The organism is Nakamurella lactea DSM 19367, assembly GCF_000426645.1.
Classification (GTDB): Bacteria; Actinomycetota; Actinomycetes; order Mycobacteriales; family Nakamurellaceae; genus Nakamurella; species Nakamurella lactea.
The window spans coordinates 162,970-184,565 of record NZ_AUFT01000006.1; the positions used below are offsets into that span (position 1 = coordinate 162,970).

18 protein-coding genes are annotated in these 21,596 nt (G+C 68.8%); 7 read left to right on the plus strand and 11 right to left on the minus strand.

Annotation, left to right across the window (positions count from 1 at the left end; genetic code table 11):
- Nucleotides 1-385: 385 nt before the first annotated feature.
- The 4 genes from K340_RS0106515 to K340_RS0106530 form a co-directional block, all read right to left on the minus strand.
- Nucleotides 386-778: a DUF1304 domain-containing protein gene (locus tag K340_RS0106515; RefSeq protein WP_051265286.1), complete on the minus strand. Its 393-nt coding sequence runs from the start codon at nt 776-778 to the stop codon at nt 386-388.
- A 45-nt stretch (nt 779-823) separates the two neighbouring features.
- On the minus strand, nt 824-1,609 hold the full coding sequence (locus tag K340_RS27945) for a PIG-L deacetylase family protein (RefSeq protein ID WP_051265288.1): 786 nt from the start codon (nt 1,607-1,609) through the stop codon (nt 824-826).
- On the minus strand, nt 1,606-2,856 hold the full coding sequence (locus K340_RS0106525; RefSeq protein ID WP_029136129.1) for a glycosyltransferase: 1,251 nt from the start codon (nt 2,854-2,856) through the stop codon (nt 1,606-1,608). Before K340_RS0106525 ends, K340_RS27945 begins: the two co-directional genes overlap by 4 nt.
- A gap of 79 nt (nt 2,857-2,935) precedes the next feature.
- Nucleotides 2,936-3,748, minus strand: coding sequence for an MBL fold metallo-hydrolase (locus tag K340_RS0106530; RefSeq protein WP_029136130.1), 813 nt, complete (start codon nt 3,746-3,748; stop codon nt 2,936-2,938).
- 302 nt (nt 3,749-4,050) lie between these two features.
- Between K340_RS0106530 and K340_RS27950 the strand changes: the two genes are divergently transcribed.
- Entirely contained in the window at nt 4,051-5,034 is a 984-nt protein-coding gene (locus tag K340_RS27950; RefSeq protein WP_154674109.1) for a hypothetical protein, read from the plus strand.
- 250 nt (nt 5,035-5,284) lie between these two features.
- Here the strand turns inward: K340_RS27950 and tuf are convergent, their stop codons facing one another.
- The 5 genes from tuf to K340_RS27955 form a co-directional block, all read right to left on the minus strand.
- Nucleotides 5,285-6,475: an elongation factor Tu gene (gene tuf / locus K340_RS0106540; protein ID WP_029136131.1), complete on the minus strand. Its 1,191-nt coding sequence runs from the start codon at nt 6,473-6,475 to the stop codon at nt 5,285-5,287.
- Nucleotides 6,476-6,667: 192 nt separating this feature from the next.
- Nucleotides 6,668-8,764, minus strand: a complete 2,097-nt coding sequence (gene fusA / locus K340_RS0106545) for an elongation factor G (protein ID WP_029136132.1) — start codon at nt 8,762-8,764, stop codon at nt 6,668-6,670.
- 77 nt (nt 8,765-8,841) lie between these two features.
- The gene (rpsG, locus tag K340_RS0106550) at nt 8,842-9,312 is read right to left on the minus strand and encodes a 30S ribosomal protein S7 (protein WP_029136133.1); all 471 of its coding nucleotides are present in this window, start codon (nt 9,310-9,312) and stop codon (nt 8,842-8,844) included.
- Nucleotide 9,313: 1 nt separating this feature from the next.
- Complete coding sequence (gene rpsL, locus K340_RS0106555) at nt 9,314-9,688, minus strand: 30S ribosomal protein S12 (RefSeq protein ID WP_029136134.1); 375 nt, start codon at nt 9,686-9,688, stop codon at nt 9,314-9,316.
- A gap of 390 nt (nt 9,689-10,078) precedes the next feature.
- Nucleotides 10,079-11,710, minus strand: coding sequence for a M28 family metallopeptidase (locus K340_RS27955; protein WP_084614115.1), 1,632 nt, complete (start codon nt 11,708-11,710; stop codon nt 10,079-10,081).
- Nucleotides 11,711-12,146: 436 nt separating this feature from the next.
- Here K340_RS27955 and K340_RS0106570 point away from each other — a divergent pair, with 436 nt between their 5' ends.
- From K340_RS0106570 to lysS, 6 genes are all read left to right on the plus strand, one after another.
- Nucleotides 12,147-12,920, plus strand: coding sequence for a DeoR/GlpR family DNA-binding transcription regulator (locus K340_RS0106570; RefSeq protein WP_029136135.1), 774 nt, complete (start codon nt 12,147-12,149; stop codon nt 12,918-12,920).
- A 103-nt stretch (nt 12,921-13,023) separates the two neighbouring features.
- Nucleotides 13,024-14,400, plus strand: a complete 1,377-nt coding sequence (locus tag K340_RS0106575) for an ABC transporter substrate-binding protein (protein ID WP_029136136.1) — start codon at nt 13,024-13,026, stop codon at nt 14,398-14,400.
- A gap of 90 nt (nt 14,401-14,490) precedes the next feature.
- Nucleotides 14,491-15,438 (plus strand): carbohydrate ABC transporter permease, encoded by a 948-nt coding sequence (locus K340_RS0106580; protein ID WP_084614117.1) that lies wholly within the window; start codon nt 14,491-14,493, stop codon nt 15,436-15,438.
- Nucleotides 15,435-16,322, plus strand: a complete 888-nt coding sequence (locus K340_RS0106585; RefSeq protein ID WP_029136138.1) for a carbohydrate ABC transporter permease — start codon at nt 15,435-15,437, stop codon at nt 16,320-16,322. Before K340_RS0106580 ends, K340_RS0106585 begins: the two co-directional genes overlap by 4 nt.
- Nucleotides 16,319-17,830 carry a mannitol dehydrogenase family protein gene (locus tag K340_RS0106590; RefSeq protein ID WP_211229296.1) on the plus strand — a complete coding sequence of 504 codons (1,512 nt, stop codon included), beginning with the start codon at nt 16,319-16,321 and terminating at the stop codon, nt 17,828-17,830. The genes K340_RS0106585 and K340_RS0106590 overlap by 4 nt, the downstream gene beginning before the upstream one ends.
- Nucleotides 17,831-17,956: 126 nt before the next feature.
- Complete coding sequence (gene lysS, locus K340_RS0106595; protein WP_037363279.1) at nt 17,957-19,738, plus strand: lysine--tRNA ligase; 1,782 nt, start codon at nt 17,957-17,959, stop codon at nt 19,736-19,738.
- 8 nt (nt 19,739-19,746) lie between these two features.
- On the opposite strand, the gene K340_RS0106600 is transcribed toward lysS, so the two are convergent.
- Together K340_RS0106600 and K340_RS0106605 are read right to left on the minus strand one after the other, a co-directional pair.
- Entirely contained in the window at nt 19,747-20,436 is a 690-nt protein-coding gene (locus K340_RS0106600) for a response regulator (protein ID WP_029136141.1), read from the minus strand.
- Nucleotides 20,424-21,575, minus strand: coding sequence for a sensor histidine kinase (locus K340_RS0106605; RefSeq protein ID WP_029136142.1), 1,152 nt, complete (start codon nt 21,573-21,575; stop codon nt 20,424-20,426). Before K340_RS0106605 ends, K340_RS0106600 begins: the two co-directional genes overlap by 13 nt.
- Nucleotides 21,576-21,596 lie beyond the last annotated feature (21 nt).

A 21,596-nucleotide genomic window follows, 5' to 3' on the forward strand; every position in this document is an offset into this window, starting at 1 on the left:
TCGGGCCGTTCCAGTGGTCCGCCCTGAGCTGGTGCCAGGCACGTTCCGCTGCCGCTGTTCATCAATCCCGGGTTCACCGGTCCACGCGGTCGGGCGTGTCGCCCGACCGACTCATGCGTCCTCCCTGGCCGGAACTGCTGGCCGATGACTGCCGGGAGGTCCACACGGACCGGCAGCGCTCGCTGCGGAGCGCTCGGTGTTGCTGCTGTCGGCTGCCCTTGCCGACCACCCGGTGAGACAGTTACTGCTGCGGGTGGCCCGATGGGGGTCGCGTTGCGACTGCCGCTCGGAACTGGTCCGACCGGAGGCAGCCGCTACCCGATGAGGGCAACCAGAAAAGTATGCCTCACCAGACCCCTCCGATTCAAATCGGCGGGGTGAATCGTCAGCCGACCAGCAGCGCGATGATCGTCAGCAGCGGGAAGATCCCCTGCACGGCGGCGCTTCGGGCCTTGGTCCGGTCGCTGCCGACCAGCACCAGGGCGGCGCCGAGCATCGATGCCGCGGCCGTCCAGATCAGCGTCCGGCCGACCGTCTCGCCGCTGCTGCCGTCGGTCGCGGCCAACAACACGACGACGCCGACGCCGGCCGTGATCGCCAGGAAGAGGTTGTAGAAGCCCTGGTTGAAGGCCCATGGCCGCATCGTCTCGGCGTCCGCGGTGGTGCGGATGCCGAACGCCTTCATCGTTGCCGGGGTGACGAACCGCAGCGACTCGATGACGAAGATGTAGACGTGCACCAGGGCGGCGAGGCCGGCCGCGATTGCGATGAACACCACCGGATCATCGCACCCCGGGGCGTCGACGACTGCTCCGCCGAGCCGCTAGGAGCCGGGCGGATCCAGCCGGAAGTACTCGACCGGCAGCAGGTCCTGGCGCTGTCCACCGACGTGGACCACGTGATCGGCGTGCACCTGCTCGAGCTGGGTGCGATAGCTGCGCAGCGCCCGCAGCACCGCCGGCCGCTGCCGGCTGACGTCCACCGCCGGGTCCGCTGGGGTGGCCAGGGCGGGCGGCACTACCTGCACGAACGGCAGGCCGGCGGCGGCGGCCGCGGCCCGGGCGATCCGGTGCACCCGGACGTGGTCGGGATGCCCGTAGCCGCCGGTCGCCTCGTAGCTCACCAGCAGGTCCGGCCGGCTCCGGTGGATCAGCGCCAGCAGATCGTCGGTCGCCTCCCGGAGCGGGGCCGAGGTCAATGCGTCCTCCGGGACGTCGGCCGCGGGCGCTGCCAGACCGTCTGCGCCCCACTGCATTCCGGAATCCAGATAGCGGCGGGGAGCCTCGTCGGCCAGCCGGGCCGGCGGCGTCCCGAGCCATTGGTGATCGGCGACTCCGAGCGCATCCAGCGCCGCAGCGAGCTCGCCCATCCGGACCGTCACCAGCTCCGATTCTCCTCGGCCGGCCAGCGAACCGGGCACGATGTCGCCGCGCTCCCCCCTGGTCGCCGTCACCACCGAGACCCGCACACCGTCGTCCACCAGCCGGGCGATCGAGCCGCCGGTGGCCAGCGTCTCGTCGTCCGGGTGCGCGTGCACGAACAACACGTGGCGCACCGAGATCGGATGATCGGGATCGACGATCTCGCCGAACACACTGTCCGCCTTCATCTTTCACCTCTCGACGCGGCGAGCCGACGGTAATGGCCGGCCAGCCGCCCGGCCACTGCGGCCCAGTCGAACCGTGAAGCGTAGTGCTGCGCGGAAGCACTCAGGGCGGCCAGCCGCTGCGGGTCCGCCAGCAGCTCCGAGATCACCGCGGCCCAGACCTGCGGGTCGAAGCTCGGCACCAGCACCCCGGAGACGCCGTCGCCGACCGCCTCGGCCAGACCGTTGACCTTGGAGGCGATGGTCGGGGTGCCGCAGGCCGCGGCCTCCAGGGTGATCAGCCCGAACGTTTCCGAATGCGAAGGCCCCAGCAACAGCGCGGCGCCGCGCAGCAGATCCGCCAGCCGCTTCCGCGGTTGGGCCGGCAGGAAGACCACCCGATCGGCCAGACCGAGCTGCCCGATGAGCCGGTCGAGTTCGGCCCGGAAAGCGTCCTGTCCCGGACTGACGTCACCGACCAGCACCAACAGCCGATCGGCGGGCAGCGCGGCGAGCGCTCTGACCGCCAGGTCGTGCCCCTTCAGCGGCTGGGTCCTGGCGCCCATCATCAGATATCCGCCGTGCTCGATGGCCCTGCGTGCGCCGTCGGCCAGCCCGGGCAGCTCGGACGACCAGTTCGGCGCGGCACCGTCGGGCCGGAAGATCTCCCGGTCGACACCGGGCGGGATCACCGCGATCCGGTCGTCGGCGGCGCCGTAGTCGCGGTGGATGGAGTCGGCCTCCGCGGCGGTGGCCGCGACGATCAGCGCGCTGGCCCGCACCAGATCCCGTTCCCAGTTCAGCCGTAGCGGCGGCTCGGGGGCATCGCCCGGCGCCAGCGCGGCGTTCTTCATCGCCGCGACCGTGTGCAGGTTCAACACATGTGGGGCTCCGCTCGCCTCGGCGACCGCCAGCCCGGCCACCCCGGAGAGCCAGTAATGCGAGTGCACCACGTCGTAGTGGCCGAGATCGGCCACGTTCTGCGAGAACTCGTCGACGAAGTGCCGCAGGGCAGACTTCGGGACGGTGTCCGGCGGCCCGGCCGCCAGGTAGCGCAGCCGGGCGCCGCTGGGTAACAGCACCGAATCGGGCTGGTCGGGGGCGGTGCGCCGGGTCAGCAGGTCGATCTCGAGCCCCTCGGCGACCAGGTGCCTGGACACCGCCTCCAGGTACACGTTCATCCCGCCGGCATCGCCGGAGCCGGGGTTGTCGAGCGGCGAGGTGTGCATCGACACCAGCGCGATCCGCAGGCCCGCCGGTGTGTCGGTCACCGTCACAGTCTCCCTGCCCGGCCCGACGGGTGGGCAGTCGGGTGACAGCTGCCCTGACGGCGTCTCCGGGACGAACTCGTCAGGTCAGGTGGTCGAAGTCGCCGCGCACCCAGGCCGCGTGACGGTCGGCGGACATCCGCAGCGCCGCCTTGGCATCGGTGTCGATGGTGTTGTTGAAGTTTCCGTAGATCCGGTCGTAGGCCAGCGGTTCCAGCTGATCGGCAATCCGTTGGACAACCGCCCCGGACAGCGGGATCTTGTTCGGGTAGCTGCGCAGGAAGCCGACCGAGCGGTGATCCGGGTTCGGGAAGACGCTGTCCCCGGTGAGCAACACGCCCCTGCCGTCAGCCCCGGCCGTCCAGTGCACGACGCCGCTTCCGACGAAGTGGCCGCCGACCTGGTGCACCGTCACCCCCTCGGTGATCTGCCGGCTGCCGGACCAGAACTCGACGACGGAGTCGTTGCGGCCCAACCACTCCCGGTCCGCCTCGGCCACCAACACCGGGACATCGCCGAGCCGGTGCGACCATTCGACCTGGACGCCGAACATGTGCGGATGGCTGGCCGCGATCGCCAGTACCGGACCCTGATCCAGCACCCGGCGGACCGCCTCGTCGTCGACGTACCCGGTCGGATCCCAGAGCAGCGAGCCCTCCGGCGTACTGAGCAACTGAGCGGTCTGGCCGATGCCGACCTTCGGGTCGGTGGCGATCCCCGTCAGCCCCGGTTCGTTGTCGGTGAAGGTGAGTTGCTGCCCGGCTGCGGTCATCTCGTCCAGCGTTGTCCAATGCTGGCCGTCCGATGGCACCCATTGCCGCTCGTCGGCGCAGATCGGACAGACATCGGGCGTCGGCTCGTCGTACTCGACGGCACAGGTGGCGCAGATCAGCATGAGAGTCCTCTCGTTCGGGAGGTCAACGATAGGACTTCACGCGCGGATGAGGTCAAGCGCCCGTTGAGCTCGATCCCCTCCCCGACGGCCCAGTCGACATCGGTGGCGGTCAGCCGCCGGCCGCGGCATCGGCCAAGGGTCCGCAAGGCAACCAGTGGTTCGCGGGCCGATTTCACCTTGCGACCCACGAATAGTGTTGCGAACCTTCGGCGGCCGCGGGCCGTTGTCCACCCGGCTCCGTCTGTCCACAGCGGGAGGCGGCGCTCCCACCGGATCCTCGCCGCCGCGCAACGGTGGACGGCATGACGATGCTCCCCTGCTTGCGCCAGCGCAGCGCGATGCTGCAGGCCGGTGCCACCGATGCCGAGATCCGCGCGGCACTGGCCGCCGGCCGATTCACCCGGCTGGCCACCGGGGTGTACGTCGACACCGAGCCATACCTCGCGCTCACGCCCGAGGAGAGATACGTGGTCCGGGTGCACGCGATGGCAGCGCGCTCGCCGGGGCTGATCGTCAGCCATCTGTCCGCGGCGGCGCTGCACGGGCTGCCGCTGGTGCGGACGAAGTTGGGGGCCGTGCACCTCACCCGACCGGGCAACGGCGGCGGCACCCGTACGGCCGCCCGCCGGGTACACGTCGGCGAACTGCCGGCATCGATGCGGATGACGCTCGGTGGCATCGAACTGACCACCGTTGCCCGGACCCTGGTCGATCTGGGGCGTTGCGAGAAACCCGCCACCACCGTGACGGCCGCCGATGCCGCCCTGCAGGCCGGCACGGCGACGACAGACCTGATCGCCGCCGCCCTGCTCGAGGCCAAGTTCCGGGCCGGCACCCCAGCGGCGACCCGGGCGCTGGGCTGCGTGGACGGCCGGTCCGAGAGCCCCGGCGAGAGCCTGCTGCGGCTGTCGATGCGCGGACGCGGCCTGCCGGAGCCCGAGTTGCAGGTCGAGATCTACGACGAGGAAGGGACTTTCGTCGCCCGCGTCGATCTGGCCATCCTGGCCTTCGGCATCCTGATCGAGTTCGACGGCAAGAAGAAGTACACCCAACTGCTCCGCCCGGGCGAAGACGCGGTCGATGCGGTGCTCCGGGAGAAGCGTCGGGAGGAGCGGCTGACGGAACTGGGCTGGCTCGTCATCCGCGTCAGCTGGGACGACCTGCGCAACCCTGCCGAACTTGCCAACCGGATCCTGCGAGCCGGTAAGGCCCGCCGATCGCTGGTGACCGCCGGCGTCATCCGCGGAAAGGTCGTCACCCGGCCACCGGTCCGGCTCCCGGAATGAGCCGGCGCACGGCAGGGCCCCACAAGGCCGGTCCCCCAACGCCGGGTCCCGCAAGCCTCGCAACGCCACCAGTGGTGCGCAGGGCAAATTCGCCCTGCGCACCACGAATTGCCTTGCGAGGCTTGGTGGAAAGGCTGCCAGCGTGGAAAGGTTGCCAGCGTGGAAAGGTTGCCAGCGTGGAAAGGCTGCCAGGACAGCAGAAACCCCCGCCCGGCACGAGGCCGGACGGGGGTTTCCCGGACTGCTGGAATTACTTGATGATCTTCGTGACGGAACCGGCGCCGACGGTGCGGCCACCCTCACGGATGGCGAACCGCAGGCCCTCTTCGACGGCGATCGGCTGGATCAGCTGAACGGTCATCTCGGTGGTGTCGCCGGGCATCACCATCTCGGTGCCCTCCGGCAGGTTCACCACACCGGTCACATCGGTGGTGCGGAAGAAGAACTGCGGCCGGTAGTTGTTGAAGAACGGCGTGTGCCGGCCACCCTCGTCCTTGCCCAGGATGTAGGCCTGGGCCTCGAACTCGGTGTGCGGGGTGATCGAGCCCGGCTTGACGACGACCTGGCCGCGCTCCACCTCCTCGCGCTTGGTGCCGCGCAGCAGCAGGCCGGCGTTGTCGCCCGCCTGTGCCGAGTCGAGCAGCTTGCGGAACATCTCGATGCCGGTGACCGTGGTCTTGAAGGACTTCTCCTTGATACCGACGATCTCGACCTCCTCGTTCACCTTGAGCACGCCGCGCTCGATCTTGCCGGTGACGACGGTGCCACGACCGGTGATCGTGAAGACATCCTCGATCGGCATCAGGAAGGGCTTCTCGGTGTCGCGAACCGGGTCCGGGATGGACTCGTCGACGGCCTCCATCAGCTCTTCGATGCTCTTGACCCACTGCGGGTCGCCCTCGAGGGCCTTCAGCGCGGAGACCCGGACGACCGGGGCGTCCTCGTCGAACTCCTGGGAGGCGAGCAGCTCGCGGACCTCGAGCTCGACGAGCTCCAGGATCTCCTCGTCGTCGACCATGTCGGCCTTGTTCAGGGCGACAAGGATGTACGGCACGCCGACCTGGCGGGCCAGCAGCACGTGCTCCTTGGTCTGCGGCATCGGGCCGTCGGTGGCGGCGACCACCAGGATGGCGCCGTCCATCTGAGCGGCACCGGTGATCATGTTCTTGATGTAGTCGGCGTGACCCGGAGCATCGACGTGGGCGTAGTGCCGCTTGTCGGTGGTGTACTCCTGGTGCGAGATGTTGATGGTGATACCGCGCTGGCGCTCTTCCGGCGCCTTGTCGATCTCGTCGAACGCAGCGGCGGTGTTGACATCCGGGTACTTCTCCGCCAGGACCTTCGAGATAGCCGCGGTCAGGGTGGTCTTGCCGTGGTCAACGTGTCCGATGGTGCCGATGTTGACGTGCGGCTTGCTGCGGTCGAACTTGGCCTTCGCCACTGCTGTCCTCCTCAGGACTTGTTCCTGCGCCCCGCGATCGGATCGACCGAGGTAACGCTTGAGTGGATCTGGACCGGGCCTGCTGGCCCGGACCCGTGACGGTCTCCGAAGGTGTTCCGAGACCGTCTCGTCTATGACAACAACATGGATGACGGGGTGAGTGACGGGTTCAAGTCCCGTCACTCACCGACGTCACTCGCCTGTTGCTTTAGCGATGATTTCCTTCGCCACGTTCTGCGGAACCTCCGCATAGCTGTCGAACACCATCGAGTAGCTGGCCCGACCCTGGGTCTTGGACCGCAGGTCGCCGACGTAACCGAACATCTCGCTCAGCGGCACCAGCGCGTGCACGACCCGGGCGCCGGCCCGCTCGTCCATCGACTGGATCTGGCCACGACGGGAGTTCAGGTCGCCGATCACGTCACCCATGTTGTCCTCGGGGGTGACGACCTCGACGGCCATCAGCGGTTCCAGGATCACCGGCTTCGCCTTGTGCAGCGCTTCCTTGATCGCGATGGAGCCGGCGATCTTGAACGCCATCTCCGACGAGTCGACCTCGTGGTAGCCACCGTCGAGCAGCGTCAGCTTGACGCCGAGCATCGGGTAGCCGGCCAGGATGCCGTACTGCAGCGCGTCCTGCGCACCGGCGTCCACCGAGGGGATGTACTCCTTCGGGATCCGACCACCGGTAACGGCGTTGACGAACTCGTAGGTGGCGCCCTCGGACTGGGTCATGTCCAGCGGCTCGACCTTGATCTGCACCTTGGCGAACTGGCCCGAGCCACCCGTCTGCTTCTTGTGGGTGTAATCGAGCCGCTCGACGGTGCCGCGGATCGTCTCCCGGTAGGCCACCTGCGGCTTACCGATGTTGGCCTCGACGTTGAACTCGCGGCGCATCCGGTCGACCAGGATGTCCAGGTGCAGCTCGCCCATCCCGGAGATGACGGTCTGCCCGGTCTCCTCGTCGTTCTTGACCTTGAACGTCGGGTCCTCTTCGGCCAGCTTCTGGATCGCGACGCCCAGTTTCTCCTGGTCCGCCTTCGTCTTCGGCTCGATGGCCACCGAGATCACCGGGTCCGGGAAGCTCATCGACTCCAGCACGATCGGGTTCGCCGGGTCGGCCAGCGTCTCACCGGTGGTGGTCTGCTTGAGACCCATCACGGCGCAGATGTCACCGGCCGAGACGCTTTGCAGCTCCTCGCGCTTGGCGGCGTGCATCTGGTAGATCTTGCCGATCCGTTCCTTGCGGTCCTTGACGGCGTTGATCACCTGGGTACCGGTGTTCAGGGTGCCCGAGTAGACCCGCACGTAGGTCAGCTTGCCCAGGTGCGGATCGGTGGCGATCTTGAACGCCAGGCCGCTGAACGGCGCATTCGGATCGGGCTCGCGCTCGGCCGGGGTGACGCCGTCCTGCAGGGTGCCGTGCACCGCGCCGACGTCGATCGGCGACGGCAGGTAGTCGACGATCGCGTCCAGCATCGGCTGAACACCCTTGTTCTTGAACGAGGTACCGCAGACCACCGGGTTGACCTTGGAGGCCAGAGTGGCGCGGCGCAGCGCGGCCTTGAGCTCCGGGACCGAGAGCTCCTCGCCCTCCAGGAACGACAGCATCGCCTCGTCGTCGTTCTCGCTGATCACCTCGACCAGCTTCTCCCGGTACTCCTTGGCCTGCTCGAGCAGATCCGCCGGGATCTCCTCGATCTCGTAGTCCTCACCCATCTTGGTCTCGCCGCGCCAGGTGAAGGCCTTCATCGTCAGCAGATCGACGACGCCGATGAAGTCGCCCTCGGCGCCGATCGGCAGCTGCAGCACTGCCGGGGTGGCGCCGAGCCGCTCGACCATCATGTCGACGCAGCGGAAGAAGTTCGCACCGGTGCGGTCGAGCTTGTTGACGTAGCACATCCGCGGCACGTGGTACTTCTCCGCCTGCCGCCAGACCTGTTCGGTCTGCGGCTCGACGCCGGCGACACCGTCGTAGACCGCGACTGCGCCGTCGAGGACCCGCAGCGAGCGCTCCACCTCGACGGTGAAGTCGACGTGGCCGGGGGTGTCGATGATGTTGATCGTGTGCCCCTTCCACTGCGTCTTCGTCGCAGCGGAGGTGATGGTGATACCGCGCTCCTGCTCCTGCTCCATCCAGTCCATCGTCGCGGCGCCGTCGTGCACCTCGCCGATCTTGTAGGTGATGCCGGTGTAGAACAGGATCCGCTCGGTAGTCGTGGTCTTACCGGCATCGATGTGGGCCATGATGCCGATGTTGCGAACCTTGTCGAGGGCCTTCTCAGCCACTGCGGGTTTCCTCTTTGTCTCTCGTGTTTTCTCTCGTGCCGCGTCGGCCGTTGCCGGCCGGCCGCGGTTCCGGTTGACTACCAGCGGTAGTGCGCGAAGGCCTTGTTGGAGTCGGCCATCTTGTGCGTGTCCTCGCGACGCTTCACCGAAGCGCCCAGGCCGTTGCTGGCGTCCAGCAGCTCGTTCATCAGCCGCTCGGTCATGGTCTTCTCACGCCGCGCGCGGGAGTAACCGACCAGCCAGCGCAGGGCCAGCGTGCCCTGCCGGCGGGTCGGAACCTCGACCGGCACCTGGTAGGTGGCGCCACCGACCCGGCGGCTCTTGACCTCCAGGGAGGGCTTGACGTTGTCCAGCGCGCGCTTGAGGGTGACGACCGGATCGGTGCCGGTCTTCTCCCGGCAGCCCTCGAGGGCGCCGTAGACGATCGACTGGGCGATCGAGCGCTTGCCGTCGAGCAGCACCTTGTTGACGAGCTGGGTGACCAGCGGCGAATTGTAGACCGGGTCGGCCATCATCGGCCGGCGCGGAGCGGGTCCCTTACGGGGCATGTCAGCTCTTCTCCTTCTTCGCGCCGTAACGGCTACGAGCCTGCTTGCGGTTCTTGACACCCTGGGTGTCGAGCGAGCCGCGGATGATCTTGTAACGAACGCCAGGAAGGTCCTTCACCCGGCCACCGCGAACGAGCACGATCGAGTGCTCCTGCAGGTTGTGACCCTCACCCGGGATGTAGGCCGTGACCTCGATCTGGCTGGTCAGCTTCACCCGGGCGACCTTGCGCAGCGCGGAGTTCGGCTTCTTCGGGGTGGTCGTGTAGACGCGGGTGCAGACGCCGCGGCGCTGCGGGGAGCCCTTGAGCGCCGGCGTCTTGGTCTTGGTGACCTTGTCCTTGCGGCCCTTGCGGACCAGCTGCTGGATCGTAGGCATGTGCTGGCTACTTCTTCCTGTCTTCTGGTGCTGCGTCGAGGTAGAGCTTGTGACGGGTGCCGGGCGGATGTGAGGCACAGCCGGCGTCGATCGAAATCGGCCGTCCGAACCCGAGCATGCGACAAGGACCCAGCTAGTCTGGGCCGATCGGGAACTCTACCGGATCACCCCGGAAAGGGGCCAACCGATGCGGTTCACGAGGGCCTGTGCCGGACGGGGTCCCGGCTGACGTACGAGGTGATCACAACAACCACGTCGTACAACAACTGGGAAGTCCCGCCGATTCCGGCCCCACTGATCCGCCGAGGCGGGGGCAGCCGGAATCACAGCGCTGGGTACTCGCCTTCAGTCTACCGCCTCCGCAGGGGTGGTCCGGCACCCATCGGCAGCTCAGGCTGCCGCCGCGGAAGCCGCGGCCGTGCCAGCCTTCGCCGGGCCGGCCTTGGCCATGGCCGCGGCGCGCAGCGCGGCCCGCGCCGCGCGCGGCGGCACCCCGTTCACCGATTCCGTTGACCAGGCGTAGACCCCGGTCGCCCAGGCCGTCGCATCCAGGTTGCGGTCGAAAGCCGCCCGGTCCACATTGCCCAGGTTGTCGCAGGCCGCGTGGTAGCAGGGGTCGTAGGCGATACCCGCGGTGCCGCCCCAGAGTGCCACCTGGTCGGCGGTCTTCACACCTTCGGCGCCGGTGAACAAGCCCCCGGACGGGATACCCAGCTCGATGAACCCGCCGTAGTCGGACCGGCCGTCGAAGTCGGTGCCCTGCGTCGGGACACCGAGCCGGCTCGAGAAGAAGTCGGTGAACGTCTGCTCGATCTGGGCCGAACCGTACGGTCCGGCGCCGGCCCCCTCGGCGTCCGAGTCGTCGCCGTCGTAGACGAAGTAGCCGGCGTTCGGCGAACCGATCATGTCGAAGTTCAGGTACATCGAGATGTCGAGCTGCTGCTCGAACGTCAGCCCGGCGGCATAGGCGCTGGACCCGAGCAGCCCGAGTTCCTCGGCGCCCCACCAGGCGAATCGCACGGCGTTGTTCACCTTCGGCGAGCTGCCCAGCTGCAACGCCAGCTCCAGCAGCCCGGCCGACCCGGTGCCGTTGTCGTTGATCCCCGGCCCGACCGGAACGCTGTCCAGGTGGGCGCCGAGCATCACCACGTTGTCCTTCTTGCCGGTGCGGGTCTGCGCGATCACGTTCCGCTGCTGCACCTGCTCGACGTGGTAGCGCAGGTCGACGGTGGCCTGCTCGCCGGCCAGCCCGGCCAAGGTGTCGCCGTCCTGCTGACTGATGCCGCCCACCGGCACCGGACCCTGGTTGGTGATCGTCACGTTGGTGAGTGGGCCGGGCACGTTGTTGGAGATGGCGACGGCGACCGCTCCGAGCCCGGCGGCATTCAGCGCCTTCTGCTCGAACGTGCAGCCGCCACGGCGGATCAGCGCGACCGCACCGGTCAACTCCAGTCCGGCGAAATCTGTTGCCTCACAACCGGTCGTGGCGTCCTCCGGCACCACCACCAGGGCACCGGTCAGGCCGCCGGCCGGGGTGTCGATGCTCTCGGCCATCTTGTCCAGCTGGTAGGCGGTACCGGCCACTGAGATGGAATTCGCATCGGCCACGTCCGTGTCGTAGGTGAACGTCGGCGTCCGGACCGCGAACCCGGCCCGGCGCAGCGTGCTGACCACGTAGTCGACGCTCGCGTCGTACCCGGCGGAGTCCGCCGACCGGTTGCCGTCGTGTTGCGCGGCGATCCGCTGCAGCGCGATCAGGTGCCGGTTCGCGCTCGCCGCCGTCACCTTCTTGACCAGTTTCTCGGCGAGCTTGGTCGCCTTCGCTGCCGACTTCGCCTTAGCCGGTGTCCCCGACTGCGCCGCCGGCGCCACAGAGGTCGCCGCCGGCGCTGCCACCGCGCGCAGCGGCGACACCTCGGCCGCCGCCGGAAACGCGCCGACCACGGACACGGCACCTGCCGTGGACACCGCAACGGCGACCCCCAGGACGGCGATCCGGCGGCTGTAGTTCAGACGTCTCATCGTTGGATCCTTCGCTCGCCGGCCCCGGCCCGGTGCCGGCACTGTGACCCGCACCACTTTTCCGAGCCGTCCCGGCCGGCGTCAACCGCCGTTACGGGTCGCCGGATCCACGGTGGCGCAGCGACCGGTCACGGACCGTCATCCGAGCCGTTCCCGACACCCGGCCCCACAGCGCTAACCCGAAGTGCGGAGCGTTGCCCGGAGTTCCACATCAGTCGGGCGTGAATCTGCCCGGAAACGGGCGGCCAAGTCCCGGCTTCGGCCCGTTCCACCTGGCGACGGAGCGCGAACCCGGGCATGATTCGGGCAGGATCGACGTGAGCTGGGCCACTCGACCCGGCCCGAACGGGCTGCTACTTGTTAGTGACCCCCTCGAATCGTGATCCGGGTAACACCGGCGAGTGGTCGCCAGGGGCCCAGCGAGGAGGCGTGTGGCATGTCGGTCAAGGCGGGTGACGAGCGCCGGCGGCAGATCCTGGATCACGCGCGCGGCACCGGCCACATCGGCGTCACCGAATTGGCCGACCGACTGGCGGTGGCCAGCGAGACCGTCCGCCGCGATCTGAAGGTGCTGGAGGACCACGGCCTGATCCGTCGCACCCACGGCGGCGCCTATCCGGTGGAGAGCGCCGGCTTCGAATCCAGCATGGACCGGCGCGCCGGCAGCCTGGTGGCCGAGAAGCACCGGATCGCCGAGGCCGCGGTCGCCGCGCTCGGCGACGCCGAGACGGTCTTTGTCGACGAGGGCTACACGCCGCAGCTGATCGCCGAGCGGCTGGCCGTCGTCGAGCGCCCGCTGACCGTGGTCACCTCGTCGTTGGCGGCCGCCGGGTCGCTGGCCGCCAACTCCCGGCACACCACCATCCTGCTCGGTGGCCGGGTCCGCGGCCGGACGATGGGCATCGTCGACCACTGGGCCACCTCGATGCTCACCGGGCTGGTCATCGACCTGGCGGTACTGGGGGCGAACGGCCTGTCCCGCGAACACGGCCTGACCACCCCGGATCCCGCCGTGGCCGCGGTCAAGCAGACCGCGGCCAGGGTGTCCCGACGGCGAATGTTCGTCGGGGTGCACACCAAGTTCGGCGTCGCCAGCTTCTGCAGGTTCGCCGAAATCGCGGATTTCGAGCTGCTGGTCACCGACAGCGGGTTGCCCGCCTACGAGGCGCACCGCTACTCGGTCATGGGGCCGCAGGTGGTCAGGGTGTAGCCCGCCCCGCCCTCGCACCGTGACCGGCCGCCTGCCAAACGAAAGGACATTGTCGATGACGAATTCGACGACGAAATCGAGGAAACAGCCGAGGCAGCAAGGAATTCGCTCGCCACTGCGGCGTCGCCGCCGGTCCGTGGGCCGGCGCGCGCTGGCCGTGGTGGCAGCGCTGATGATGGCCGCCGGGTTGGTCAGCTGCGCCGGTGCCGGCGGCTTCTCCAGCAGCGGCCGGTCGATCAACGTGCTGATGGTCAACAACCCGCAGATGATCGACCTGCAGGGGTTGACCGACAAGTACTTCACGGCCAAGACCGGGATCACCGTGAACTTCACCGTGCTGCCGGAGAACGACCTGCGGGACAAGGCGGCCTCCGAGTTCACCAGCCAGGCCGGCCAGTACGACGTGGCCACCTTGTCGAACTTCGAGATCCCGATCTACTCGAAGAACCATTGGCTGTACCCGTTGGACGATCAGGTGAAGGCGGACCCGACCTTCGACCAGGCCGACATCTTCCCGTCGATGACGAAATCGCTGTCCGGGGCCGACGGGAAGCTCTACGGCGAACCCTTCTACGGCGAGTCGTCGTTCCTGATGTACCGCAAGGACGTCTTCGCCAAGCTCGGCCTGACGATGCCGGACCGTCCGACCTGGGACGAGGTCGCCGCGCTGGCCGCCAAGGCCGACCGCACCTACGCGCCGGACATGCGCGGCATCTGCCTGCGCGGCCAGCCCGGTTGGGGTCAGGTCTTCGCCCCGCTCACCACCGTGGTGAACACGTTCGGCGGCACCTGGTTCGACAAGGACTGGAACGCCAAGGTCGACTCCCCCGAGTTCACCGCCGCGGTGCAGTTCTACGTCGATCTGGTGCGCCAGCACGGTGAGGTCGGCGCCCCGTCGGCCGGCTTCACCGAATGCCTGAACGCGTTGTCCGCCGGCAAGGTGGCGATGTGGTACGACGCCACCTCGGCCGCCGGTTCGCTGGAGGGCGAGGGTTCCCCGGTACAGGGCAAGATCGGCTACGTCCAGGCGCCGGTCAAGCTGACCAAGGCGTCCGGCTGGCTCTACACCTGGTCGTGGGCCATCGAGGCCAGCACCCAGAAGGCCGATGACGCCTGGGCTTTCGTCTCCTGGGCGTCGTCGAAGGAGTACGAGGCCGAGGTGGGAGCCGACCTCGGTTGGGCCAGGGCGCCCGCCGGCAAGCGGATCTCGACGTACGAGAACGCGGACTACCTGAAGGCCGCCGGCGCCTTCGCCGAGGCGACCAAGACCGCGATCCAGGAGGCGGATCCGGAGAACCCTGGCATGCAGCCGCGACCGACCGTCGGCATCCAGTTCGTCGACATTCCCGAGTTCACCGATCTGGGAACCAAGGTGTCGCAGTACGTCTCCAGCGCAATAGCCGGACAGACCGATGTCGTCGACGCGATGGCCCAGGGCCAGAAACTCGCCGAAAAGGTCGCCGACACCTACCGGTCATGACCATCCGACGAGTCGACCCGACCACCCGAACCCGAACTCGAACATGACCACTCGAACATGACCACGAACCCAGCCACCACAGGAGCGAGCATGGCCACCTCAGCCACCGCCACCGGTCAGGCCACCGGCGACACCACCGGAACCGGCACCCGGTTCAACCTGCCGACCAAGAAGGACAACTGGGCCCGCCGGGCACCGTTGCTGCCCGCGCTGGTCTTCATGATCATCGTGACCCAGTTGCCCTTCCTGGCCACCCTGGCGATCTCCTTCTTCAACTGGAACGCCTTCCGCCCCGACGACCGGCACTTCGCCTGGTTCGACAACTACGCCCAGGTGTTCACCGACAGCGACCTGCGCAAGTCGGTGTTCACCACGATCATCCTGACCGTCGTCGTGGTCCTCGTCAGCCTCGTTCTGGGGCTGGGCATCGCGCTGCTGCTCAACCGGACGTTCTTCGGCCGCGGCCTGGTCAGGACGATGATCATCGCGCCGTTCCTGATCGTCCCGGTCGCCGCGGCGCTGCTGTTCAAACACGCCATCTACAACCCGTTGTTCGGGCTGCTGAACGGACTGCTGAACCTCGTCGGGATCACGGGTCCGGACTGGATCAGCGAGTTCCCGCTGGCCAGCATCCAGGTTCAGCTGATCTGGCAGTGGACGCCGTTCATGACGTTGATCCTGTTGGCCGGCCTGCAGTCCCGCCCGCCGGACATCCTCGAGGCGGCATCCGTGGACGGGGCGACCCCGTGGCAGATGTTCACCCATCTGACGCTGCCGCACATGCGCCGCTACCTGGAACTCGCCGGGCTGCTCGGCGCCATCTACATCGTGCAGAACTTCGATGCCGTCTTCACCATCACCTCGGGCGGCCTCGGCACGGCGAACCTGCCGTACACGATCTACCAGACGCTTTTCACCGCCCAGAACTACGGCCTGGCCTCGGCGCAGGGGGTGGTCGTGGTGATCGGGTCGCTGATCATCGCCACCTTCGCCCTGCGCAGTGTGTCCAGCCTGCTCAAGGAAGAGAGCACCCGATGAGCGCGCAACCAGCAACCGTCAGCGCCCCGGTCGCCGCCGTGCCGCCGGCGTCGGCCCCCGGTCCGAAGAAGAAGGGCGGCGGCTGGATCACCGCCCTCACCTGGGTGGTCGCCATCATCTTCTTCATCCCGATCCTGTGGATGGTGCTCACCAGCTTCCACTCCGAAGCCGATGCGACACAGTCGACCCCGGCGTTCTTCGCCCCGTTGACCCTCGAGGGCTACCGGAACTTCTTCGGCGCGGCCGGCGCCAGCCCGTGGCCGCCATTGATCAACTCGGCGTGGGCGTCGATCTTCTCCACGGCGCTGGTGCTGATCCTGGCCATCCCGGCCGCCTACGCGCTGTCGGTGCGGCCGGTCCGCAAATGGTCGGACGTGATGTTCTTCTTCCTGTCCACCAAGATGCTGCCGGCGGTGGCCGGGTTGATGCCGATCTATTTGATCGCCACCAAGATCGGCATGCTGGACAACATCTGGTTCATGATCATCATCTACACCTCGATGAACCTGCCGATCGCGGTCTGGATGATGCGCTCGTTCCTGGCCGACATCCCACCGGCGCTGTTCGAGGCGGCCTCGCTGGACGGCGCGAACCTGGTCCAGACCCTCCGTCGGGTGATCGTCCCGATCGTCGCACCTGGCATCGCGGCCACCGCGTTGATCTGCTTCATCTTCGCCTGGAACGAGATGCTGTTCGCCAGGGTGCTGACCGGCGTGGTCGCGGAGACCTCACCGGTCTACCTGACCGGCTTCGTCACCTCCCAGGGGCAGTTCCTGGCCCAGGTCTGTGCGGCCGCTACGGTGATCTCGCTGCCGGTGCTGATCGCCGGGTTCGCCGCCCAGGACAAGCTGGTCCAGGGCCTGAGTCTGGGAGCTGTCAAGTGAGCGGACCAGGCCACCATCCGCTGGCCCTGACAGCGCAGAACCTTTCCGCCATCGGCGAATCCGTGCCGGTGCCGGAGTACGACCGAACCGCGGTGACGGCGGGCATCGTGCACTTCGGGGTCGGCGGGTTCCACCGGGCACACCAGGCGATGTACACCGATCGGGTGCTCGCCAGCGGTGCGACCGAGTGGGGCATCTGCGGCGTCGGGGTGATGCCGGCGGACCGGCGGATGGCGGAGGTGTTGGCCGCCCAGGACCACCTGTACACGTTGGTCACCAAGGCCCCGGACGGCACCGTGGAGGCCAGGGTGATCGGCTCGATCGTCGACTACCTGTATGCCCCGGACGATCCGGAGGCGGTGCTGGAGAAGCTCGCCGATCCGGCGGTCCGGATCGTCAGCCTCACCGTCACCGAAGGGGGTTACAGCCTCAATCAGGTGACGGGCGAGTTCGATCCCTCCCCCGCGCCGATCCGGGCCGACCTGGCGGCCGGCCCGGGCACCGCGCCGGCCACGGTCTTCGGGCTGGTCACCGAGGGGCTGCGCCGCCGGCGGGACCGCGGGATCCCGCCGTTCACCGTGATGAGCTGCGACAACCTGCAGGGCAACGGACACCTGGCGGCCAAGGCGTTCACCGCGTACGCCACCGCCAAGGACGCCGAACTGGGTGCCTGGGTGGCCGCCGGCGTCGCCTTCCCGAACTGCATGGTCGACCGGATCACCCCCGTCACCACCGACGCGGACCGCGCCACGGTGGCCGAGCGGTTCGGCATCGACGACTCCTGGCCGGTGGTCTGCGAGCCGTTCACCCAGTGGGCCCTTGAGGATCACTTCCCCGGCGGTCGACCGGCCTGGGAGACCGTCGGCGCCCAACTGGTGCCCGACGTGGTGCCGTACGAGCTGATGAAGCTGCGGTTGCTGAACGCCTCGCACCAGGGCATCGCCTACTTCGGCGTGCTGGCCGGTTACACCTATGTCGACGATGCCGCGAAGGACGAGACCATCGCCCGCTTCCTGCTGGACTACATGGAACGGGAGGCGAGGCCGACGTTGGCTCCGGTGCCCGGCATCGACCTGGACGCCTATTCCCGCGAGCTGATCGAGCGGTTCTCCAATGCCGGGATCCGGGACACCCTGGCCCGGCTGGCCGCCGAGAGCTCGGACCGGATCCCGAAGTGGCTGGTCCCGGTGATCAGGGCGAACCTGGAGGCGGGGCGGGACGTGACCCTGTCGGCGGCCATCGTGGCCAGTTGGGCCCGTTATGCCGAAGCAGTCGACGAGCAGGGCAACCCGATCACCGTTGTCGACCGGCTGGCCGACGAGCGGATGGCCGCCGCGGCCGCCCAGGCGTCAGACCCGCTGGCGTTCGTCCGCAACCCCGACCTGTTCGGCGACCTGGCGACCGAAGAGCGCTTCACCGAGCCGTATCTGGCGGCTCTGGATTCGTTGCACAGCAAGGGAGCGGCAGCGACCGTGAAAGGCCTGGTCGAGGCTCGCCCTTCAGGTTGATCATGGGCGCCGGCCCGGCAAATCGGACACCTCGCCGGCACGTCCCGGGCTGTGCGTCATGATCATCGACGGGCGGGTGGTCGGGTCGGCCACCGACTGGCGATAACCTCAACAGTCGTGAGCGACATGCAGCTGGACGACTGGGTGAGCCGGATCGCCGACGAGGTGATCGCCGAGGCGCAGCGTCTCGGCTCGCCGGTGGTGTGCGCCTCCGGGCTGTCCCCGTCCGGGCCCATCCACCTGGGCAATCTGCGCGAGGTGATGACGCCGCACCTGGTGGCCGACGAGGTCCGGCGGCGCGGGATTGCGGCCGATCACCTGATCAGCTGGGACGACTACGACCGGTTCCGGCGGGTGCCGGCCGGTCTGGACGGGGTTGACGAGTCCTGGGCCGAGCACATCGGCAAGCCGCTGACCTCGGTGCCGCCGCCGCACGGATCGCCGCACCGGTCCTGGGCCGCCCACTTCCGGGCGCAGTGCGAGGAATCGCTCAACGAACTGGGCATCGACTACCGCAGCATCAGCCAGACCGAGCAGTACACGTCCGGCGCGTACACCGAGCAGATCCTGTTCGCAATGGAGCACCGGGCGCAGATCGACAAGGTGCTCGACCAGTACCGCACGCTGGACGCTGCGGCGGCGGCCGGCGCGAAGCCCGGCAACGGCGGCACGCCCGGCAAGGGCGGTAAGCCGGCCCCGAAGCTGTCCGAGGACGAAGCAGCGGCCGCAGCCGCTGCCGCCGAAGGTTCCGGCGCCGCCGCCGAGGACGACGGTTCCGCCGACGGCGGGTACTACCCGTACAAGCCGTACTGCACGGTGTGCGGGCGGGACACCACCACCGTCACCGGGTATGACGACGCGACCACCGAGCTCTCCTACAGTTGCGCGTGCGGGCACTCGGAAACGGTGCTGCTGAAGGACTTTCGCCACGGCAAGCTGGTCTGGAAGGTCGACTGGCCGATGCGCTGGGCGTACGAGAAGGTGATCTTCGAACCATCCGGCGTCGACCACCAGTCCCCCGGCTCGTCGTTCGAGGTCGGCAAGGACCTGGCGCCGCTGTTCGGCTGGCAGCGCCCGATCGGGCCGATGTATGCCTTCGTCGGGATCAAGGGGATGGCGAAGATGTCGTCATCCCGCGGCCGGGTGCCGGTACCGGCCGACGCGCTGCAGATCATGGAGCCGGCCCTGGTCCGCTGGCTGTACGCCAGGCGGCGACCGAACCAGTCGTTCGACATCGCCTTCGACGCCGAGATCCAGCGGCTGTACGACGAGTGGGACGCGTTGCAGCGCAGGGTGTCCGAAGGTGCGGCCGGCCCGGCCGAATACGCTGCCCAGGTCCGGGCGTCGTCGGTCGCGGACCGCAGCCTGCCAGTCACCCCGCATCCGATCTCCTACCGCACGCTGGCCTCGATCGTCGACATCACCACCGGTGACGAGGACCAGCTGCTGCGCATCGTCGGTCAGCTGGACCCGAAGGACCCGGTCTCCTCGGTCGACGAACTGCGACCCCGACTGGACTGTGTCGAACACTGGGTGGCGACCAGGATGGCCGCCGAGGACCGCACGGTCGTCCGCACCGGCCCGGCGACCGAGCTGCTCGCCGCGGCCACCGACGAGCAGCGCGAGAGCCTGCGGATGCTGTTGGACGGCAACGGTTCCGAGCTGTCGGCCGTGGAGGACGGCTGGACTCTCGAGGGGCTCACCCACCAGGTGTACGGGGTGCCCAAGGTGCAACGCGGGTTCGCTGCCGACCAGATCGTCAAGGGCGACAAGGAGTTGTCGGCCGCGCAGCGGACGTTCTTCGTCCTGCTCTACCGATTGCTGATCGACAAGGACACCGGCCCCCGGCTGCCCACCCTGCTGCTGGCGATCGGCCCCGAGCGGGTCCGCGCGCTGCTCACCCCCTGACCGCCAGGTCAGCCGCGCTCGGCCTGCTGCACCAGCAGGGCGACCTGGGTGCGGTTGTCGACCTGCAGCTTGGCCAGCACCCCGGTCACGTAGGCCTTGACGGTGGCCACGCTCAGGTACAACTCGGCGGCGATCTGGGCGTTGGTCCGGCCACGGGCGATGGCGCCCGCGATCTCCGCCTCGCGTTCGGTGAGCCCGGCGAGCAGCCGCCCGGCGCCACCGGCATCGGCCCGCTGCCCGACCGCACGGTCGATCAGCCGGCGGGTGACCTCCGGGGACAGGATCGACTCACCGTCCGCCGCCTGCACCAGCGAGGCGACGATCCGCTCCGGCGGGGTGTCCTTGAGCAGATATCCGACCGCTCCCGCCTCCAGCGCGCCGAGGATCTCCTCGTCGGCGTGAAAGGTGGTCAGCACCACCACCTTCGGGGCGTTCGGTCGAGCCTGCAGCCGCCGAGTCGCGGTGATGCCGTCCACCCGGCGCATCCGCAGGTCCATCAGCACCAGGTCGCACGGATGGGCATCCAGCGCGGTCGGCACCTCGTCGCCGTCGGTCGCCTCCCCCACCACGGAGATTCGTCCGCGCGGCCCGGACCCGGCGTCAGTGGTCGCGCCGTCAAGCATCATGGTCAGCCCGGCACGCACCAGCGGGTCGTCGTCAACGATCAGCACACGCACCGTCCGGGTCATTCCGGCCATGGTAGTTCGGCGGCCAGCTCGAAACCCGAGCCGTCCGGTCCGTGCCGCAACAGTCCGCCGACCAGTTCCACCCGCTCGGCCAGCCCGACCAACCCGGCGCCCGCCCCGCCGCCGACCAGCGCCGGCACCCTGGCGGCGTCATTGCGCACCCGCACCCGCAGGCCGGCACCCGGTCCACCGCTGACCGACACCGTCACCGGCGCGCCGGGGGCATGCTTGCGCGCGTTCGTCAGCCCCTCCTGCACCAGCCGGTAGGCGGTGCGCGCGGTGGTGCCGGGCAGCGCCTGCGGATCGTCATGGTCGGCCCGCAGCGTGACCTCGGTGCCGGCCGCGGCAGCCTCGCGAACCAGCTCGGCAATCTCCTGGAGTCCCGGCTGCGGCCGGGCCGGAGCCTCCGGGTCCCCGTCCCGCAGCAACCCGATCACCTCGCGCAGCTCGTCGAGCGCCTGGTGGGTGCCGGCCCGCACCACCCCGGCGGCCTGCGCCAACCGCTCCGGCGGCGCGTCCGGCCGGAACTCCAGGGCGCCGGCGTAGGTGGCCAACAACGACAGCCGATGGGCCAGCACATCGTGCATCTCCCTGGCGATCAGCGCCCTCTCCTGTGCCCTGGCCTGCTGCAACTGCCGCTCCCGGCCGGCCTCGGCGGCCGCCGCCCGCTCCCGCAGCGAGCCGATCAACGCCCATCTGGCTCGCCAGCAGGCGCCCCAGGCGAGCAGCGCCCCATGCGCGAGCACATCCAGCAGCACCCACCAGCCGAAGCCGAGGCCGGGCATCGGCTCCCACCACCAGCGCAGCAGGTGCACGGCCACCCCGGCGCCGGCGACCGCGATGGCCACCGGCAGCGGCCGGGTACGCGCAACGTAGAACGTCGCGAAGGTCGAGCCGGGGGTGGCGATGCCGGACACACCGGCCAGCGCCGTCAGCCCGAGGGCGCCGGGCACCGGTCGCCGCAGCAGCACCGGCAGCAGGCCGATGGCCGCCGCCGCCACGGTGATCTGACCCCACAGTGGCAGCGCACCGGCACCGCTGCTCAACTGGCCGAACAGGGTGAACCCGATCAGCAGGCCGACGCCCACGACGGTGACCCACAGTTCGGTGCGTGACACCCGCGGTTGCGGCGTGCAGGGCTGGTTCGTCATCGCACGTCAGCGTAGGGCCGG

Coding starts and splice junctions, on each gene's coding strand:
- K340_RS27945 (WP_051265288.1), bottom strand. CDS start 1,609: ATGAAGGCGGACAGTGTGTTCGGCGAGATCGTCGATCCCGATCATCCG.
- K340_RS0106530 (WP_029136130.1), bottom strand. CDS start 3,748: ATGCTGATCTGCGCCACCTGTGCCGTCGAGTACGACGAGCCGACGCCC.
- K340_RS27950 (WP_154674109.1), top strand. CDS start 4,051: ATGACGATGCTCCCCTGCTTGCGCCAGCGCAGCGCGATGCTGCAGGCC.
- rpsG (WP_029136133.1), bottom strand. CDS start 9,312: ATGCCCCGTAAGGGACCCGCTCCGCGCCGGCCGATGATGGCCGACCCG.
- rpsL (WP_029136134.1), bottom strand. CDS start 9,688: ATGCCTACGATCCAGCAGCTGGTCCGCAAGGGCCGCAAGGACAAGGTC.
- K340_RS27955 (WP_084614115.1), bottom strand. CDS start 11,710: ATGAGACGTCTGAACTACAGCCGCCGGATCGCCGTCCTGGGGGTCGCC.
- K340_RS0106570 (WP_029136135.1), top strand. CDS start 12,147: ATGTCGGTCAAGGCGGGTGACGAGCGCCGGCGGCAGATCCTGGATCAC.
- K340_RS0106580 (WP_084614117.1), top strand. CDS start 14,491: ATGGCCACCTCAGCCACCGCCACCGGTCAGGCCACCGGCGACACCACC.
- K340_RS0106585 (WP_029136138.1), top strand. CDS start 15,435: ATGAGCGCGCAACCAGCAACCGTCAGCGCCCCGGTCGCCGCCGTGCCG.
- lysS (WP_037363279.1), top strand. CDS start 17,957: ATGCAGCTGGACGACTGGGTGAGCCGGATCGCCGACGAGGTGATCGCC.
- K340_RS0106600 (WP_029136141.1), bottom strand. CDS start 20,436: ATGGCCGGAATGACCCGGACGGTGCGTGTGCTGATCGTTGACGACGAC.
- K340_RS0106605 (WP_029136142.1), bottom strand. CDS start 21,575: ATGACGAACCAGCCCTGCACGCCGCAACCGCGGGTGTCACGCACCGAA.